We start from the raw sequence: 18,693 nt of genomic DNA, 5'->3' as shown, positions 1-18,693 counted from the left end.
TTAATCGTCGTCATTGTTTAATAAGTCAAAGTCTGCAACTGAGATGTTACTGACTTGGCGGGCAGCCAAGCGATCATTGGCTTCTTGCACGGCTTTTTCGACCATTGCATAATCTGAATGGCGTACATCTTGGCCACTAATATAGTTAATCACCAGCTCTGCTACGTTTTGAGCATGGTCACCGATACGCTCAAGCGAGCGAAGTATCCACATGATATTGATGACTTTTGAGACTTGTCTTGAGTCTTCCATAATATAAGTCATCAAAGCACGAATAGCAGATTGATATTCGTTATTGACCACGCTGTCGTTGCGCATGACTTCAAATGCTTGCTCAGCATTCGATTGGCTAAAGGCTTCTAATGCGTTGTTGAGCATCAATCTTACCTGATTGCTCAAGTGTTGCACCTCGGCATAGCCGTATGCCGATTTGCCTTGTGCCGCGAGCTTGCTTGCCATTTTCGCGATTTTCACCGCCTCATCACCGACACGCTCTAAATCTACCACCCCTTTACTGATCGACATGACCAATCGCAAATCACTGGCGGCTGGCTGACGCTTTGCCACCAATAATAAAATATGTTCATCAAGCTCAACTTCCATCCGATTGATATCAAAATCCATATCAATGACTTCTTGTGCCAATGTCTCGTCTTTGTCAATGAGCGCACGAATGGCTTTGGCTACTTGGTTGGCAGCACTATCACCCATGTACAAAAATAAACGGATGGCTTCATCAAGATCTTGGTCAAAACTTTTGGAGATATGCTTGTCACTTTGCATGAGAGGTATTCCCTAAAATCCATATTTTGGTAGCACAGTTACTTGCTGAATCGTACGAGCTGGCTTGTGAATGAAGTCTGCTTAGACGGATGAACCATGCCGTATTTATTGGCTCATAATATTAGCCATAGCGACCTGTAATATAGTCTTCTGTCGCCTTTTGCACAGGCTTAGTAAATACCTGATCGGTCTCACCCATCTCAATCATATCGCCTAAATACATATAAACCGTATAATCAGACACACGCGCGGCTTGCTGCATGTTGTGAGTGACAATAGCAATGGTGTAGTCGTTTTTGAGATCTTCAATCAAATCTTCAATCGCGCCAGTCGAGATAGGATCAAGCGCTGACGTCGGCTCATCAAGCAGTAAAACTTCAGGCTTGGTCGCGACACTTCGAGCGATACATAGACGCTGCTGCTGACCACCTGATAGCGACAGTCCTGATGCTTTGAGCTTGTCTTTCACCTCTGGCCACAATGCTGATTTTTTTAGCGCCCACTCTACGCGGTTGTCCAGCTCAGCTTTGCTGAGTTTTTCATACAGTCGTACCCCAAAAGCAACATTGTCATAAATAGACATGGGGAACGGTGTTGGCTTCTGAAAAACCATGCCGACTTGGGCGCGCAGCAAGTTTACATCGATGTCTTTACCTAGGATATTATTACCATCAAGGTTGATGATGCCTTCTGCTCGCATCCCTGGATATAAATCATACATACGGTTAAATGTACGTAACAGCGTAGACTTACCGCAACCTGACGGACCAATAAAGGCGGTGACTTTTTTATCAGGGATATCGATATTGATGTTTTTTAATGCTTGGAAATCACCGTAATAGAAGTTTAGGTCTCGCACTTCCATTTTTGCAGGAGGCATATTTTTGGGCAAATCATGCAGCGTTTGTTTGGTCAGGCTGGCAGTATCTGGTTGCTGCATTTGCGTGCTCGTAGACATGGATCGATTCAATAAATTGCCAGTTGTCGTATTGAATGTATCAACCGTGCTTTTGGTGCGTGTTTTGCTTGCGACGTCATTCATAATATTATCCAACCTAGCTTAATTGATTTCGTATAAGTGTGAGTAAATGCTTGGTGTTATGTCATCTAGCTTCAGGCTTTATTTGACCTGACCTCGATTGCCTATAAATCTTGCCAAAACATTTAATACCAAGACAGATGCTGTAATCAGAAGCGCCGCGGCCCACGCCAATGTGTGCCAATTATCATAAGGACTCATCGCAAACTGATAGATGGTATTGGGTAAGTTGGCAATTGGCTGACCCATATCGGTACTGAAGTACTGGTTGTTAAGCGCCGTAAATAGTAACGGTGCTGTCTCACCAGTGATTCGGGCAAAGGCCAATAACACCCCTGTCGTCAGACCCGCTTTGGCAGCCTTGATCGTCACTTGCGTTACCAATTTCCACTTAGGTGTGCCAAGTGCATAAGCGGCTTCACGCAAGCTGTTAGGCACCAAATTCAGCATGTTTTCAGTCGTACGTACAACAACAGGGATGACAATCAATGCCAATGCCAACGCGCCTGCCCAACCAGAAAAACTCTGACCTTTTACCATTAAAGCATATATGAATAGACCAATGACAATTGATGGTGCTGATAACAAGATATCATTTAAAAAACGGGTGACCTTGCCAAGCATACTGCCTTTAGAAAACTCAGATAAATAGATACCTGTCATTAGACCAATGGGCGCACCGATGAACAATCCTGAAAACGCTAGCATGACTGAACCAACAATCGCATTGCGTAGACCGCCTGGGCTCATCGGTGGCGGTGTGTCAGCCGTAAATATCGGCAGCTGCACTATGCCCTGAAAGCCTTCAACAAATAAAGTCACCAAAATCCATGACAACCAAAACAACCCAAAGATCATCGCCGACATGGCAAAGCCTAAACCCAACTTGTTAGTCCAGCGGCGCTTGTTGTATAGGCTTTGGTTATAACGTCCAGCGCTACGTGGCTTATTAGGCATTGGAGCATTGATCACATTGTTAGCAGGCATAATATTTAGTTCCCATATCTTTTATCAATATCTATCAAGGTCTAATGACTCCGTTTGGATCTGATCAATTGCCTGCTTTGTGGTCCATGCGCATGAGCATTAATTTGGCTAAAGACAGCACGATGAAGGTGATAACAAACAAGATTAAGCCTAAATGTAATAAAGATGCCAGATGTAGCTCGCTCGACGCTTCAGCAAACTCGTTGGCTAAGGCTGAGGTAATCGTCACGCCTGAGGTAAACAGGCTTGGGCTGATGTTAAAGGCATTACCAATCAAGAAGGTCACTGCCATGGTCTCACCCAATGCACGGCCAAGCCCCAAGATAACGCCGCCAACGACACCGGCTTTGGTATAAGGCAAGATAATCTTGAACATCACTTCCCACGTCGTCGCGCCCATACCGTAGGCTGACTCTTTGAGCAGATCTGGCACGACAGAGAAAACGTCACGCATGGTGGCGGCGATAAATGGGATAATCATAATGGCAAGTACAAGAGATGCGGTAAACATCCCTAGCCCCATGGGTGCACCTTCAAACAGTTTACCGATGATAGGCAATGGACCAATGTGCTCGATGAACCATGGCTGAATGTGATCGCCAAAGAATGGCGCAAAGACAAACAATCCCCACATACCATAAATGATAGAAGGGATACCAGCCAATAGCTCGATGGCGATACCAAGTGGTTTTTTGAGGAACTTAGGACACATCTCGGTCAAAAATATGGCAATCCCAAAACTGACAGGAACGGCGATCGCAATGGCGATAAATGACGTCACCAAGGTGCCATAAATAGGTGCAAGTGCACCGTACTCATTGGCGACCGTGTCCCAATTGTTACTGGTATAAAATCCAAGGCCAAAAGTTTGAATACTTGGCCAAGCACCAATAATGAGAGACACCAAAATGCCCCCTAAAGATAGGAGCACCAGTATGGCAAACGCTTTAGTAGAATTGACAAATAAAGCGTCGTAACGTTTTTGTTTAGCCAGTTGGGACCTTAAGTCTGTCATAAGTGTCTCAGCATTGAATGGGTGAATTCAAAAAACCAGTATTTTCGTTTAGTCTTATGACAGCAAACTCAACCCATATAATCATTGATGGTGGTTCTCAATATACCCATCAGTACTATCAATATTATGGTCAAATTTGCTGTGATAAAACCTCTCAAACCACTACCGGAGAATAGTGATTTAAGAGGAGATTTATAAAGTTATAAAACAATGACTAGCGTAGGAATATTACTGTGCAGGCTTATAAACAGGCTGACCATCGCTACCTTTGACGTCGTTCCATTTCGCTTTGAATAAAGCCACTGCTGTATCAGAGAATGGTACATAGTCTAGTGACATGGCGCTGTCATCACCTTGGGTGTAGGCCCAATCAAAGAAGTTCAATACACCAGCTACTTGCTGAGGATTCTCTGGTTGCTTATGTACCAAGATAAAGGTCGCAGCAGCGATAGGCCATGCTTGCGCAGTCTCAGAGTTAGTGATGACTTTATAAAAGCCTTCTTGTTGCGACCAGTCAATGTCACCTGCAGCAGCAAAGGTCTCAGCAGATGGCTGAACGATGTTGCCAGCGGCATTTTTCAGTGCCGTATGTGACATTTTGTTTTGCTTAGCGTAGGCATATTCCACATAACCAATAGAGTTTTTCATACGGTTTACGTAGCTTGAAACCCCTTCGTTACCTTTACCACCTGCACCAGTTGCAGACGTTGGCCATTTGACTGTTTTATCAACACCAACTGTGTCTTTCCAGTCTGGTGAGACTTTGGCTAGATAGTCAGTAAAGTTAAAAGTGGTGCCAGAACCATCTGAGCGGAATACTGTGGTAATAGCAGCATCAGGTAGCGTTAAATCTGGATTCATAGCAGTGATAGCAGGATCGTTCCACTTGCTAATTTTACCTAAATAAATATTGGCTAAAGTTTCACCATCTAACTTCAATGCACCAGGCTCAATGCCATCGATATTGACGATTGGCACAACACCACCGATAACTGTCGGGAACTGGATAAGGCCAGATTCTTCTAGCTCTTCAGGTGTCAATGGCGCATCAGAGGCACCAAAATCGACCGTTTTTGATTGAATTTGCTTGATACCACCAGATGAACCAATCGACTGATAGTTGACTTGGCCGCCGGTAGCAGCATTGTAGTCATAAGACCATTTGGCATAGATAGGTTGCGGAAATGATGCACCTGCACCCGTGATATTCATGGCGATATTTTCAGCAGATTTAAAACCTGAAGTAGTAGAAGGTGTCGTTTCAGTTGTCGTGACAGCGCTACTGCTCGTGTCAGCAGGGGTCTCTGCCGTCTCTGTTGATTTATTACACGCCGTGAGCATCAATGTGCAACTAACAGCCACTGCCAATAACGAATAACGCATGTAGAGCTCCTAAAGTTTAACAACGGTATGAAAAAGCATCGTTTGTGATATGCATGCTATCTTGCCAAATCTTTATGACAGTTTCATGACAGTTGTCACAATCTTTCATTCGCTTTACATAATATTTAGGTAGCACTGAGATATTTTCAATAAACATAAATAATATCAATACCTTATACTTAACGCGCTGATACAGCCGTACTCATATGAACAATCAGATGTCACCTTAAGTTGTCATATACTTAGTCAAATACTATTGGCCGTTGGTGCAGAATTTTGTTAGTATGAGTAAGATTCACAACACTGACAGACTCGGGGTGCGGTGTGTTATTGACTGACTGATCGTTGGTTCTAATACATTCGCTGAGAGATCACCCGCCGAACCTGATGCGGTTAGTACCGACGCAGGGAAGTCTTAAGCACTTTGTTATTTATGACAATGGACGCGTAGAAATACCTTTTTATCATCACTACTGTCTTAATATGCGTAATGCATGACCAGATAGCGACGATCGATATAAAGCTGCGTCTGATATTTGATGACCGATACCTGCGATGATGTTTTTAGTTGTAGGCTTGTACTCACAATATGAACTTGTCTAGATGATGGATGCTACCTCCGCAGATACTGGCGGTGTTGATTTTATTCAAAAACCAACACGCTAGGACAGCATATGACTATTTCAAGCACCACCTCGAATACCCATGCCGCTCAAACCCATATCCCAGCCAGTGCCTCACTCAATGCCACTGACAGCAAAGCGGATAAAAAGGCAAACGCCCTAAAAACACCTGCTCACCGTGATCAAACAGACGTGCGCTTTGAAGAGGATGCGCGCGACTTACACCGTATTTTGCCTGCGTCCCGTAAAGTGTATATCGAAGGCTCACGCCCTGATATTCAAGTACCTATGCGCGAGATCACGCTTGACCCTACCCCTGTGCAAGGCGTTTCTGAAAACGAATGGGAACAGAACCCACCCTTTTATGTTTATGACACCTCTGGCGTTTATACCGATCCCAATGTCGAGATTGATTTGACCAAAGGCTTGCCAAAGCTGCGTGAAGGCTGGATAAACGAGCGCGGTGATACCGAACAATTAAGTGGATTGTCTAGTGCTTATGGTCTGGCGCGCGCTCGTGACATTAGTACTGCTAACCTTAGATTTGCTCACATTGATAAACCGCGCCGCGCCAAAGATGTTGATGGCAAAGCTGGAAACGTCACGCAAATGTACTACGCACGTCGCGGTATTATCACTCCTGAGATGGAATATATCGCCATTCGTGAAACGCAAAAGCAGCATGAGCTGACCGATATGCGTCAGCACGACGGTGAGAACTTTGGTGCCAACACGCCGACGGTTATTACCCCTGAGTTTGTGCGTAGTGAAGTGGCGGCTGGACGTGCCATTATTCCAAATAACATTAACCATCCAGAATCTGAGCCGATGATTATTGGGCGTAATTTCTTAGTTAAAATCAACGCCAATATCGGTAACTCAGCGCTCGGCTCTTCTATTGATGAAGAAGTGTCTAAAATGACATGGGCCACGCGTTGGGGCGCTGACAACATCATGGATTTATCGACTGGTAATCATATTCACGAAACCCGCGAATGGCTGATTCGTAACTCGCCCGTGCCGATTGGTACTGTCCCTATTTATCAAGCACTAGAAAAAGTCGATGGCGTGGCTGAAGACCTAACGTGGGAGATATTCCGCGATACGCTCATTGAACAAGCCGAGCAAGGGGTGGATTACTTCACCATTCACGCAGGTGTGCTGTTGGATTATGTGCCGATGACTGCCGGACGCCTAACAGGTATTGTGTCGCGTGGCGGCTCTATCATGGCGCAGTGGTGCATGGTGCATCAACAAGAAAGCTTTTTGTACACGCACTTTGAAGATATCTGTGAGATTATGAAAGCCTACGATGTCGCCTTTAGCTTAGGTGATGGCCTGCGCCCTGGGTGTTTACAAGATGCCAATGACGAAGCGCAGTTTAGCGAACTCAAAACCTTGGGCGAGCTGACCAAAATGGCATGGAAGCACGATGTGCAAGTCATGGTTGAAGGGCCTGGGCATGTCGCCATGAACCGTATTAAAGAAAATATGGATTTGCAGCTTGAGCTATGTGCTGATGCACCATTTTATACATTAGGGCCTTTGACGACTGACATCGCACCCGGCTACGACCATATCACCAGTGCCATAGGGGCTGCGATGATTGGTTGGTTTGGTACAGCGATGCTGTGCTATGTGACGCCAAAAGAACACTTGGGTCTGCCCAATAAAAAAGACGTCAAAGACGGCATCATCACTTATAAGATCGCTGCTCACGCAGCCGACTTGGCCAAAGGTCATCCTGGGGCACAGGCGCGTGACAATGCGTTATCAAAAGCCCGTTTTGAATTCCGCTGGGACGATCAATTTAATCTGGCGCTTGACCCTGACACGGCACGTGAGTTCCATGATGAGACCCTCCCAAAAGACGCGCACAAAGTTGCCCATTTTTGCTCGATGTGTGGTCCTAAATTTTGCTCAATGAAGATCACTCAAAACGTACGGGATTATGCGGCGGGGCTGAATAAAGATGCCGCTAACCAAAAAGCTGCATCATAAATAGACGACTTAACGGATATGAATCATTTGATTGAACTGCTAAATATAATAGCGAAGGACGTCAGTGACATAAAGAGCTGTAGGCAAACTATATAGCAGCGCGTCAAAAAAGCTCGAACCTGATAATCAGGTTCGAGCTTTTTTTAAAATAACTCTCAATATCTTTAAAAATTGAATACTCAATTCAGTGGATATTTTTTCTCGATTTTTCGAATTTCCTCAATACCTGTAGATTCTAGCTTGGAGACAATATAAAACTCTTTGTCACTGCCAAAATTATCCAAGGCATTGTTAAGCCCTTTTATGTACTCATGAAACTCTGAGTAAGAATAAACTTCCTCATTGTAGCGAGTATCAGGTTTATCTATATAGAGGTATACCGAACCTTCGCACTGTGTTACTTCACCTTTGATATTTGTCTCAGCCTCATAGGAGCTTGACGTCAATATTTTGTTGCTGTTATAACTCATACAGACTTTCTGTCCACCCCTGTTCATCGTTTCAAATTTATAACTATCCAATTTTTGATTTAAGTTGGTCTTCAGTTCTGAAAAATCTGTCTCGTTTGCTGAAGTATCTAAATTACCCAAAACAACATCTACTTCTGTCAGAGAATTCAGCATAACTTTGTCGTTAGTGCCTCCCATTGCACTGAGCAAACCAATATGATGAATACCTTTGCGAGATAGCTCATCAATAATTTGCTGTACTGAGTTAGTAGTACCAAGGACGTCGTCACTATAGGCCACGCCAATCCATGCCATTGTCTTCCCCCACGCTATTTCTTGAGTGAGATAGGGTTCAATAGTTACACCCAGAGCTTTTAGAGCTTTGCTTTTATCCTCAGGTAAGTTAGCTGCCAGTACTGCCGTATCCTCTTTACACAAAGGATTGTTGTTTAAATGATTGATAAAATTTGATAAATCCTGAGACTGCATTGATAGCTCTTGCTCACCAAGCGTTAACGCTCGAGAACATGTATAGCGAAGAAATTCAGCTTCACGTTTACCTTTATAGAGTTTGTAGCTATTGCTACTGGTATCTACAAGATTTCCAGATAACATGTTAAAAATATCAGGTAGACTTGGGTTTTTATCTTGTAGCAAATCTTCAAAAGATGCCATGGTAGCAAGATTGCCTTTGTTGACCGTTACATAGCTATCGCTCTCAGGATAAAAAACCCTAGTGGTTTCAACACTGTCAGCGTTATATAGGTTTCCAAGATGTGTTCCAGAAATTGGCAAAACCTTATACATTTTCCCAGTTTCGTTATCGAACCTAGCAGGTGCGCGAATGTACTGATCGACGTCCTCGTCATCTTCAGCTGCCATTTCGTTAGAAAAAGTGACATCTGGAACCTGTGGTTCAACCTTATCTGGTTTAGTAGTTGGTATGACTGGTGTCTCTGGCGTAACACTACTATTTTTATTACCGCCATCACTACCACCACCGCAGCCATAAAGTGCCAACATAGAAGCCAAAGCCAAACTTAGATAGCGTTTATTCATCAATACATATCCATTTAGGTTAACGGTCAATCAACATAGAAGTGAACTTAATTTCGCTAATGATAGATTGAAACTGATACTAAATCAATACAAATAAACTAAAAAATCCCAACAGATATTTTGTCTGTTGGGATTTTGGTGAGCACCAAATTATAGCTTTTAAACTCTATTTGTTAAAATGCAATTGTTAAACCTTCGACGCCTGATAAATCTCTTCGATAGAGGTGCTGATAGTGTCAGCAAACTCGCTATCGCTTTGCTGTTTACTCAATCCTTCGGTAAAGGCACGCGAGAAGCTGGCAATCATACCGGGGTTTTTCTTGAGCTTAGCGCATGCGTCACTACGGCTATAACCACCCGATAGCGCCACTACTTTTAATACATTGGGATGCTCAATCAATTCTTGATAAAACCCTGCTTCCTCTGGCAATGTCAGCTTGAGCATCACTTGTACGCCGTCACCCAAACGCTCAAGATTGCGCAAAATATTGGTCTTCAATATAACTTCGCATTCGTGCTTACTGCTACTATTGATATCCACTTCTGGCTCAACGATTGGCATTAGACCTTTCGAGATGATTTGTTTTGCCACATCGAACTGCTGCTGTACGACTAGCTCGATACCATCTACATTTGGCTCGTAGATGACTGAGCGCATCTTAGTACCAAATACGGGATAATTTTTTGCTTTGTCTAATAATAGGTCTAAGTTCGGCATTGGCTTCATAACTTGCACGCCACTCATTTGCTCAGCCAATCCTTTATCCACCTTCAAAAACGGCACGATATTTTTATCTTCCCACAGATAATTGGCGGTTGGCTTACCGTTGATTTCACGCTCCATGGTGTCTTCGAACAAAATCGCGCCAAGGACACGCTCATTATCAAAAGCCTTGCACGTTATGATACGAGCACGCATGTCATGCACCATATCAAACATGGCCTCGTCATTATCGTAATCATCACTACCCACGCCATAAGTTTCTAGCGCCTTGGGTGTACTGCCCCCACTTTGATCGAGCGCCGCGATAAAGCCTGAACTGTTTTTTATGCGCTGTAATTGCTTGTCATATTCCATTGAGAGTGCATCCTGTTTTTATTAATTAAAGTTAAACGTTATAGATTGAGTTTTTGTTAGCTTATACAGATCATGCCATTTTTAGATAACCTTACCATAGGATGCTTTGTCTGCCTATATGGGATACGTGAGCATGGCCTAGATATTTCGATGTGTTAATTTATTAGATATCCATTAACGATATCCTAAATCTATCACGCCAAAAATAGTACCGCCACACAACAAACAGCCAGCCCTAACCCCAGCATATTGATACGATTAAGCGTCTCTTTGAACACCCCAACCCCTATCAAGGTTGCCACGGCGATGACCCCAACATTCATACCCGTAAAGACGATACTAGGCGATTCGTGCAACACTTGGTGAGCGCGTACATAAGCATAGATATTTCCCATATTTAGCGTACCCAGTAGTACCCCGGCTGCTAGCGCATTGCCTTGCCAGCGCACCCGCGTCACGAGTAAATAAATAAAGAGCAGCAAACCGGCCAGACCAAAACTGAGGAACAATGTCAGTGGGAACGCCGTGCCATGTTTGGCGACCTGCTTGAACAAGATGTCAATGATTCCGTAGCCTGCCCACACACCAAAGAGCCACAATGGCGTCTGTTTTGCTTGGGCAGTAATATTATGCTGCTGCGGACGATAGATCAATGCGCCCAATGCCAAAAATCCCAGTACCAACCCAAACACACGCGTGCCCGTCAGCATCTCACCAAAAAACAAAAAAGCGGCCACAATCGGAATAATGAGAGACAAACGCTGCGCGGCATCAGTTGCGACCATACCCACTGACTCAATAGCACGTCCAAGAATAATGAACACCGTTGGCAGCAGGATGCCAAGTGCAATGACAATGCCCCAAGCACTTTCAAGCGCATTGATACTACTCAGATCAGGCTTTAACAAAAACCAAGTGAGTAAAAAGGCGACTGGGTAACCGGCAACGATGGTCTGGCGGATGTCTATGTTTTTCTGTCGTAATATTTTTAGAAGTACTGAAACGGCGACACTACAGAGCACCGCAATGGTTAAATACATCATACTTTTTTGCCTTATTACGCTTTGATATTTTATGCCAATTGATGTGAATACCAAATCTGCTATCACAGCTAAATTGAATAAAATTTGAAATGTAGCAATATATTCATCATAGAGCCAGACATTTATCAGCGCTCAAAAGATAAAGTACCAGATAATGTCTGCTGCGTTCAAATTACAATTAGCCTGCAGGTCTACTGGGTAATTTTGCTAAAATAGCGGATAACCCCAATCACAAAAGTAAAGATTTGAGATAGCGAGTTTACTCGTTCATCTTGACGTACTGCTATTGATGTTTTATTACTGCCTATGAATGCTCTATTTCGCTTTTTCGAAAACCGTTTGCCCGCGTTTCCTGACACCCCTATGCCATTGCCGTCACCTCGTGATGGTATGCTCAAGTTTTTGTGGGCATGTACCACTGGACTGCGCGGCTGGCTGCTGATTTTCATGATTTTGTCCGCTGGTATCGGTATTTATGAGGCCATGCTATTTGCTTGGATTGGCAATATCGTTGACTGGCTGGGCGTATATACGCCGCAGAATCTATGGCTAGAAAAAGGCGATATGCTGCTCCTGATGCTCGCGGTCATGATAGTCAGTCCGATATGGATTGCCTTATCGTCTTTTATCCATTTTCAGACCTTGCAAGGCGTGTTCCCCATGCAGATGCGCTGGCGTTTTCATCAGCGGATGCTGGGTCAGTCCATGCAGTTTTATCAAGATGAGTTTTCGGGTCGAGTCTCAGCCAAAGTCATGCAGACGGCTCTAGCCGTACGTGATACCGTCATGACCGTTACTGACATGTTTATGTATGTCTCTGTATACTTTATCACCTCAGGCGTGATTTTATTCAATTTAGACAGCCTGTTACTCATCCCTTTTATGATTTGGCTGGTCTTGGTTGCGATTACTATTTGGTACTTTATCCCTAAACTTAAGGAGACGGCCATTGTCCAAGCAGATGCGCGCGCCTTGATGACGGGGCGCATCACTGATGCATATGCCAATATCATGACTGTTAAGCTGTTTAGCCATTCGCGTCGTGAGCTCGGTTATGCCAAAAATGCCATGGGACAATTCCTAGGCACTGTCCATGCACAAATGCGCTGGGTCAGCTATTTGGAAGTGTCCACACATATGATTAGTGTGATTTTGGTCAGTAGTACTGCCGGTATTGGGCTGTATTTATGGCAACAAGGCGCCGTCGGTGTCGGCGCGATTGCCGCTGCGACTGCCATGGCATTACGCTTAAATGGTTTGACACGTTGGATCATGTGGCAGACCGCCAGTTTGTTTGAAAGCATTGGTACAGTACAAGACGGCATGCGTACCTTATCAGCACCGCAAACGATTGTGGACAAACCTAATGCGCCGGCACTTGCAGTTACGGACGGTCGCATCGTATTTGACCATGTTGATTTTAGCTATGAAGGTGATGAGGACGAGAGTATAGAAGGCGCATCTCTTGACGCTACTAAGCATTCGCCAACCGCATATACCAAGTTATTAGACGATTTTCACCTCGACATCAAACCCGGTGAAAAGATTGGTTTGGTTGGGCGCTCAGGTGCTGGTAAATCAACGCTCGTTAATTTATTGCTGCGCTTCTTTGATGTCGATAGCGGTAAAATCCTGATTGATGGTCAAGCCATCGATGAAGTCACGCAAGAGTCGTTACGCAGGCAAATCGGTATGGTGACTCAAGATACGTCATTGCTACATCGTACTGTGCGTGAAAACATTGCCTATGGTCGTCCTGATGCGACGGATGCAGAAATTATGACAGCGGCTAAGCAAGCACAAGCATGGGATTTCATCAAAGATTTATATGATGACAAAGGCAACGTCGGCCTTGATACCCAAGTGGGTGAACGCGGCGTCAAACTATCTGGCGGTCAACGTCAGCGCATTGCCATCTCACGTGTTATGCTAAAAAATGCGCCCATTCTATTGCTAGATGAGGCGACTAGTGCGCTAGATTCTGAGATCGAATATGCCATTACCGAGAGCTTGAACGATATCATGACGGGCAAAACCGTCATCGCTATTGCACATCGCCTCTCTACTATTGCCGCACTGGATAGACTGGTTGTCATGCATCAAGGACGTATCATCGAGCAAGGCAGCCATGATGAGCTGTTGGCATTAAATGGCGTCTATGCCCGACTGTGGCAGCGTCAAAGTGGTGGTTTCTTAGGCGAAGACAATTAAGGCCTATTAGAAAAAATCACACGCAAACAAATCATCAATAATAGATCATAAAAGATAAGTCACAAGGAAGTGTTTATTTTATGGAAGCATTCACAAATAGTATCAGTCTTAATGCCAAGCAAGCACGCTACTATAACCTTAGCCAGTTTAATCAACCGTTAGATTCAAGCTCTACTCCACGCGCGACGGCGCACTTCTATGGTGGTAACAGCTTTACGGTTGGTACTTATACGCCATTGTTAAGTGCATTGACAAATAATTTTGAGGTCTGCTCCCTCGCCCTGCGTGGTTATTGGTACGATAAGCCGCAAAGCCGTCGCCTAACGCGCGAACAAGATGCCGACGTGCTGATTGAATTTTTGGAAAAAACCCAAGACAACCCTGTTGTTGGCATTGGTCATTCACAAGGCGCAACGGCTACCGCCATAGCAGCAGCCAAACGTCCAGAGCTATTTTCGCAGCTGTATCTCATAGAGCCTGTGACCTTTACTAAAAACCAAGCCACCTTATATAACTTATTACCGCGTAAGCTTTTGCTAAACCGTGAGCCTTTTAAAAGCACGTTAATCAAGCAAACTACTTGGCCAAGCGTCCATAATTATTATGAGAGCCTACGGGCGCAGCGTGCCTATAAACGTATCAGCGATGAGCATTTGCAAGTGTTTGCCGAGCAAAGCTTGAGCAAAAATAAAGATGGTCGCTATACGTTGATATTCGCGCCCGAGCAAGAGCTCGCCAACTATTTTGGTGCCCCTCATATTGATAGTGCGCTCAAGCAACTTAAATGTCCTTATACGCTGATTACAGGCAAGCCTACTTTGTTTATCAATGACAAAGTGCGCAATCAATGGCGCAAATTTGTCCCAGATAGCAGTCTTATTTCGCTGTCAGATTACGGTCATCTTTTGCCAATGGAGGCGCCTGAACTGTGCGCTAAGATCATCAATGAACATTATCAAAGCAGCCAATAAGGATGTAGGAGCACTAACCTATGACTGATCTCTTTGCCCCTGCGCCCACCGATAATTTACTACCCTATGATGGTAATGTGAACGATTTAGGAGTAATTATCGATGACGCCAACACCCTTTATAACACCTTACTCACCGACCTCCCTTGGCAATCGGACATCGTAACGTTATTTGGACAGACTCACGTGACGACTCGACAAATCGTCTGGATGGGAGATACAGAGGCAGACTATCAATACTCAGGGCATGTACGGCAAACAGTGCCATGGTCAAGCGCGGTGTTTCACGTGAAACAGTATATTGAGCAAGCTTTAGCAAAAATTGGTGTTATTGCTCATTTTAATACTTGCTTGCTTAACTATTACCCTTCTGGCTCTGACGGTATGGGCTATCACGCGGATGATGAGAAAGAGCTGGGTGCTCAGCCAGTTATCGCCTCGCTATCTCTTGGTGCCACGCGCAAATTTGTTTTTAAACATAAAAAAACCCAAGATAAAGTCGAGCTTTATCTTGAGTCTGGTCAGCTGGTTGTGATGCATGGTGATACACAAACCTTTTGGAAACACACCATTACGAAGACTAAAAAGGTCCCAGAAGGGCGTATTAGCCTGACATTTCGGCAGATGGTCTTGAGCTAGTCAGCCTTCAAAACTATCTTGCCAAAGGCATCGCCTTTTTGCAGCTCATGGTGAGCGACAACGACTTCAGAGAGTGGATAGATTTTTTGAATCTTTAGCGTCAGCGCACCATCTGCGACAAGCTTTAGAACTCGTGCCATGTCGTCACCATTACGCTCCGACTTATAACCCGCCACATTTAAGTTCTTTTGACTGCCCGCTTCTTTGAGCTTATCTACCCAAATGGTGGGTAATACATAGACATGCCCTTCAGGCTTGATCACGCTAAGCGCTCGTATACCTGCATCACCGCCGACCAAATCTAACAGTACATCCGCTTGCAGCTCAGGAAAATCCTCATCCTTAGTATAATCAATCCAATCTGCTAGCTTAGATACGTCTATTAATTCATCGAGCTTGGTATATTTTTCTGGTGAGCAAATTACCGTTACTTTGATATTATCTTGCGCCACTTTATTCATGAGCAGTTGAATCAATAAATGACCGACGCCGCCTGCTGGCGCATTGATTACCACATGCTCGCCTGCTTTTATATCCGCAAAATCCACAAACTGTAACGCCGTCTGGCCGATACAAGGCAACGCCCCTGCTTGCTCTAATGTGACGTTTTCTGGCACTTTTGCGAGTAGCTTGGCATCTACTGCCGCATATTGTGCATAGCCGCAACCACTAAAGCTCAAAGCGGCCACTCTATCGCCAATAGCAAACTCGTCGCTATTACTGCTGACTACTTCGCCTGCTACATCAAAACCTAAAATAGCTGACTCATTATTATCGAACTTTTCTGTTTGGATGGCAGCCGCCCCCCAACCCTTACCTTGCCGTGTTTTATAATCGACAGGGTTGATGCCAGCATAGGCAATTTTTATCAATACTTGGTCTTCCACCAATTCTGGCATCGCTACACCATCTTGATATTGCATCACTTCAGGCTCACCAAACTCGCGTATAAGTACCGCATGCTGAGTGTGTGGTATTTGATGACTAGTAGACATCGTTATATATCCTTATATGTTATCGGGCGATTTATGCTATGCCCATTTTTTGATTGATATTTTATAAAAGCTTTATTTTATAGCAGCTTAATTTTATAGAACTTTTCTCATTATTTTTTTAGTACTTTATCGCTGTTTTATGGCAAAGCCAATTCTGCGCTAATCGGCAAATGATCCGACAGCGATGACCAAGGCTTACCAGTATGTACCCACGCGTCCTTAACAACCAGATTGCGCACATAAATGCGATCTAGACTGAGTACGGGTAACTTGGCTGGGAATGTCGGTAACAGCTTACCATGACAGTGTTTGAACGCTTCTGTCATACCCAAATCATGAGCCAGTTTATCGCAAGACATTTTCTTCCAATCATTAAAATCACCTGCCAAAATCAATGGTTGATCATCAGAAATCTCATGACATATATAGTTAGTAATGGCCTCATACTGCTTAATACGATCACGCTCAAACAGATTTAAATGCGCACATAATATAACGACTGGCCTATCCCAACCGATAGGCTGCACTTCACAATGCAACACGCCGCGCTGCTCTAGCTTATTGACGGTTATATTGACATTGTGTTTTGGATCTAACGGGAATCGGCTTAATACGGCATTACCATGATGGCCGTTCTCGTACTCTGAGTTTTTACCATAGCTGTTTTCTAGATCTAAAAACTCGCCAAACCATTCGTGCTGCGATTGATCTGGGTATTCATTATATTGTATGTTGCGCTTGAGGTTTTGTCCTTGCACTTCTTGCAAGCACAGTATATCTGCACCCGCAGCTTCTAGTGCTTTGGCAATACCTTGCATTTTTACTTGGCGGTTCAGTGGTGACATGCCTTTGTGAATATTGTAGCTGGTCAGCACAAAAGAGGTGGTGGTCATATTTTTAATCATACGCTCGATATTTACGGAGTAAAGGTTGCTGGCTCAACTGTCATCGCATTTATTATCATAATGTCAGTTGTGCTAATCATGATAGATAACAAAAAGCATTGGCTCACACTGAACCAATGCTCTCATACTACACCTATGTGTTATTGATGGCTAATTTACGGAAGACTGTCACTCATCGTTGCCACCACTATATTAGTCACCACCATAGCAATAGTATAAAAACTAATAGCGTGTTACCAAGGCAATCGGTTGATCTTCACCCATAATATCTTGCGGCATAAATACAGCGTCGCCACCATTATGGATGACGTGCTCGATAATTTCACCAATGGCATCATCGGTTACACCTTCTACAGTGACGTCATCTGCAAGACTTAATGTTTGTGCTTTCTCATCAATTATGGCAGATTGTATATAGCCACGGCGTACATAAAGGGTCTCGCCAGCACCTTGGAACGCGCTGCGATATACTTCTTGTAGATCTGTCTGCAACATATTGGCACCGCGGGCTTTGTCAATCTCACCCAAAGCAGCATGATGTAATGACGTACGATATCCTTCTACAGATTCTTGTACACTATCGACGATATGCTGTGCACTACCATCCTCTAGATTGGTGGCGTTTGATACCGTGGCGATGATGTTGTCTGGACGATCACAGACTTCTTTATAGTAACCGATATTCTTTGCATCACCCACAATCACAAGTGGCATTTTATGCTCGCCCCACAGCTCTTGTACGCTTTTATCGACTTGGTTAAAGTATTCTTTTAGATGGCTGCTCTCATTATTTGATGAGCGATCTGAACCGCCGTCACCTGTTGTATATAATCCATTGTTCTCAACAGGGAACTGAATATTTTCCATGTTGTTTTGTGCATCGTCATCTTTATCAAACTCTCTGATGACACGATCATTTGATGCTTCAATCAAGCGAGCCTTATCACGGGTCAGCACGACTGTATAGTAATGAACGGCACTTGCCATATCACGAACTAGGTCACGCGTGGCAAAACTGTCCGAAATCACCACACGCTCTGTGGTATCGATGGGCATACGGATCACTTGTACATCATCGGTACTGGCAAATATGGCTAAGGTATCAAGGTTATAGTTATGGTTTAATTCGCTGGTCTTAGCATGAATCTTGTCTAAGATAGTTGTCGCTGTACTCTTATCATATTCTTTAGTTAAGCGGTCTTCTACGACTTTTAGCTGATTTTTTAGAGCGATTGGATCTTGCTCATTGGCTGGATGCGCTCGATGTGTCTTAACAAAGATACTGACCGCTGGATTGGCTTTGGTTTCACGTAAACTTTTAAGAGTCGCTTTCATATACTGCTCCTTGTTTTATTATCATTTACTTTCGATATTAAACGGATTTTCACCAGCATAGCATCAGAGCCTCTTGCTCTACAGCTTACTGGCATTGGCTTTAGCGGATGCTTGTAAACTATCAACCATGCTTTTCTTTTATCAGTCGTTTTTTCATCTATATACTATTAATATACCC

15 protein-coding genes and 1 riboswitch are annotated in these 18,693 nt (G+C 44.0%); of the genes, 4 read left to right on the top strand and 11 right to left on the bottom strand.

Features of this window, described 5'->3' with window-relative positions; all coding sequences use genetic code 11:
- The 5 genes from phoU to pstS all read right to left on the bottom strand — a co-directional run bounded on the left by phoU (position 1) and on the right by pstS (position 5,207).
- Positions 1-783 (bottom strand): phosphate signaling complex protein PhoU, encoded by a 783-nt coding sequence (phoU, locus tag IP510_RS03485; RefSeq protein WP_194363409.1) that lies wholly within the window; start codon positions 781-783, stop codon positions 1-3.
- Between the two features lie 121 nt (positions 784-904).
- Positions 905-1,825, bottom strand: a complete 921-nt coding sequence (pstB, locus tag IP510_RS03480) for a phosphate ABC transporter ATP-binding protein PstB (RefSeq protein ID WP_194363408.1) — start codon at positions 1,823-1,825, stop codon at positions 905-907.
- A gap of 78 nt (positions 1,826-1,903) precedes the next feature.
- Positions 1,904-2,809: a phosphate ABC transporter permease PstA gene (pstA, locus tag IP510_RS03475; protein ID WP_413786447.1), complete on the bottom strand. Its 906-nt coding sequence runs from the start codon at positions 2,807-2,809 to the stop codon at positions 1,904-1,906.
- Positions 2,810-2,873: 64 nt separating this feature from the next.
- On the bottom strand, positions 2,874-3,824 hold the full coding sequence (gene pstC, locus IP510_RS03470) for a phosphate ABC transporter permease subunit PstC (RefSeq protein ID WP_194363407.1): 951 nt from the start codon (positions 3,822-3,824) through the stop codon (positions 2,874-2,876).
- A 228-nt stretch (positions 3,825-4,052) separates the two neighbouring features.
- Positions 4,053-5,207, bottom strand: coding sequence for a phosphate ABC transporter substrate-binding protein PstS (gene pstS, locus IP510_RS03465; RefSeq protein WP_194363406.1), 1,155 nt, complete (start codon positions 5,205-5,207; stop codon positions 4,053-4,055).
- A 303-nt stretch (positions 5,208-5,510) separates the two neighbouring features.
- Positions 5,511-5,635: riboswitch (TPP riboswitch) on the top strand.
- A gap of 246 nt (positions 5,636-5,881) precedes the next feature.
- Between pstS and thiC the strand changes: the two genes are divergently transcribed.
- Positions 5,882-7,831 (top strand): phosphomethylpyrimidine synthase ThiC, encoded by a 1,950-nt coding sequence (gene thiC, locus IP510_RS03460; protein ID WP_227669449.1) that lies wholly within the window; start codon positions 5,882-5,884, stop codon positions 7,829-7,831.
- A 179-nt stretch (positions 7,832-8,010) separates the two neighbouring features.
- Here the strand turns inward: thiC and IP510_RS03455 are convergent, their stop codons facing one another.
- The 3 genes from IP510_RS03455 to IP510_RS03445 form a co-directional block, all read right to left on the bottom strand.
- A complete protein-coding gene (locus tag IP510_RS03455; protein WP_194363405.1) occupies positions 8,011-9,339 on the bottom strand; it encodes a hypothetical protein in 1,329 nt (442 codons plus the stop codon).
- 187 nt (positions 9,340-9,526) lie between these two features.
- The gene (locus tag IP510_RS03450) at positions 9,527-10,417 is read right to left on the bottom strand and encodes a fructose bisphosphate aldolase (protein WP_194363404.1); all 891 of its coding nucleotides are present in this window, start codon (positions 10,415-10,417) and stop codon (positions 9,527-9,529) included.
- Between the two features lie 194 nt (positions 10,418-10,611).
- Entirely contained in the window at positions 10,612-11,460 is an 849-nt protein-coding gene (locus IP510_RS03445) for a DMT family transporter (protein ID WP_194363403.1), read from the bottom strand.
- A gap of 306 nt (positions 11,461-11,766) precedes the next feature.
- Between IP510_RS03445 and IP510_RS03440 the strand changes: the two genes are divergently transcribed.
- The 3 genes from IP510_RS03440 (at position 11,767) to IP510_RS03430 (ending at position 15,280) form a co-directional block, all read left to right on the top strand.
- The gene (locus tag IP510_RS03440) at positions 11,767-13,671 is read left to right on the top strand and encodes an ABC transporter ATP-binding protein (protein WP_194363402.1); all 1,905 of its coding nucleotides are present in this window, start codon (positions 11,767-11,769) and stop codon (positions 13,669-13,671) included.
- 80 nt (positions 13,672-13,751) lie between these two features.
- Complete coding sequence (locus IP510_RS03435; protein WP_194363401.1) at positions 13,752-14,642, top strand: alpha/beta fold hydrolase; 891 nt, start codon at positions 13,752-13,754, stop codon at positions 14,640-14,642.
- Between the two features lie 20 nt (positions 14,643-14,662).
- Entirely contained in the window at positions 14,663-15,280 is a 618-nt protein-coding gene (locus IP510_RS03430; protein ID WP_194363400.1) for an alpha-ketoglutarate-dependent dioxygenase AlkB family protein, read from the top strand.
- Here the strand turns inward: IP510_RS03430 and IP510_RS03425 are convergent.
- From IP510_RS03425 to IP510_RS03415, 3 genes are all read right to left on the bottom strand, one after another.
- A complete protein-coding gene (locus IP510_RS03425) occupies positions 15,277-16,275 on the bottom strand; it encodes an NADP-dependent oxidoreductase (RefSeq protein ID WP_194363399.1) in 999 nt (332 codons plus the stop codon). The genes IP510_RS03430 and IP510_RS03425 overlap by 4 nt on opposite strands.
- 137 nt (positions 16,276-16,412) lie before the next feature.
- Complete coding sequence (locus tag IP510_RS03420; RefSeq protein ID WP_194363398.1) at positions 16,413-17,168, bottom strand: endonuclease/exonuclease/phosphatase family protein; 756 nt, start codon at positions 17,166-17,168, stop codon at positions 16,413-16,415.
- A 234-nt stretch (positions 17,169-17,402) separates the two neighbouring features.
- Complete coding sequence (locus IP510_RS03415) at positions 17,403-18,515, bottom strand: hypothetical protein (protein ID WP_194363397.1); 1,113 nt, start codon at positions 18,513-18,515, stop codon at positions 17,403-17,405.
- Positions 18,516-18,693: the final 178 nt, after the last annotated feature.

Origin of the sequence: Psychrobacter sp. NG254 (assembly GCF_015277735.1) — a bacterium.
Lineage (GTDB): Bacteria > Pseudomonadota > Gammaproteobacteria > Pseudomonadales > Moraxellaceae > Psychrobacter.
The sequence above is the reverse complement of the archived record's forward strand: the minus strand, read 5'-3'. Positions and strand labels throughout refer to the sequence as shown.